1 protein-coding gene is annotated in these 1,051 nt (G+C 24.4%); it reads right to left on the bottom strand.

The annotated features are described in order from the left end of the window. Window positions 1–24 precede the first annotated feature (24 nt). Window positions 25–870: a DegV family protein gene (locus GBZ86_RS16185; RefSeq protein ID WP_152892373.1), complete on the bottom strand. Its 846-nt coding sequence runs from the start codon at window positions 868–870 to the stop codon at window positions 25–27. Window positions 871–1,051 lie beyond the last annotated feature (181 nt).

Raw genomic sequence — 1,051 nt, 5'->3', positions numbered from 1 at the left:
ATATTAATTTCCCTATTCCATTTTTTATTCTTTCATTACTACTAACCCTATTAATTGTGGACCTGAATGTATTCCTAATACAGGTGTTAATATGCCAATTTCTAAAAATGTAGTATTAGGATGTTCCTTAAAAACTTGCTTTAATTTTTTAGCTTCTTCATGCATTGTTCCAGTAACTATAGCTATTTTACACTTTCCATTTTCCAAAAACTCATTTCCTAATTTTAATAATTTATTAATTGCTTGCTTTGAACCTCTCACTTTTGAATGAGTAATATATCTTCCATCTTCCCCCATAGTTATTATTGGTTTCAAACTTAATAATTCACCCAATACTCCAGATACTCTACCAATTCTTCCACCTTTAATTAAATATTCTAATGTATCTACTGTAAAATACATAGACATTTTACTTCTTAATATTGGAACTTGTTCACAAATATATTGAAAACTTTTTCCTTCTTCAATCATTTTTCCAGTTTCTATAACTAACATACCAACACCTAAAGATAAAATTTTAGTATCAAAAACAAAACACTGTATTTTATCTTCATATTGACTTGCACATAATCTAAAAGTATTTATTGTACCAGATAATCCTGAAGAAATTGGTAAACATATAGCATGTGTATAACCATCTTCTATTAATTTTTCAACAAGTATATTAGCTGATTCAATAGATGGCATAGATGTAGTTGGTATTTCTTCTTTTAATTTTTCATATACCTTTTCTGCAGTTATATCAATACCATCAATGTATTCTTTATCTTTATAAATTATTGATAAATTTAATGTTTTAACATTATATTTTTGAATATATTTTTGTGGCAATCCACATGTGCTATCTGTAATTAATGCTATTTTTTGCATAAAAATCTCCCTTGTTAATAATATGATTGATAATTTAATACAAATATAAAGTTTATTTTAAATTACCCCTATTTATGAATATATTATATTCTTATTTTATAGGCAATTCAATACATAGTTTTAAAAACCATGTGTTAAATATAATTTAAGTTTTGTATATATATAATTAATGCTATAATAT

This window comes from Clostridium tarantellae (assembly GCF_009295725.1).
GTDB classification, from domain to species: Bacteria; Bacillota; Clostridia; order Clostridiales; family Clostridiaceae; genus Sarcina; species Sarcina tarantellae.
The sequence above is the reverse complement of the archived record's forward strand: the minus strand, read 5'-3'. Positions and strand labels throughout refer to the sequence as shown.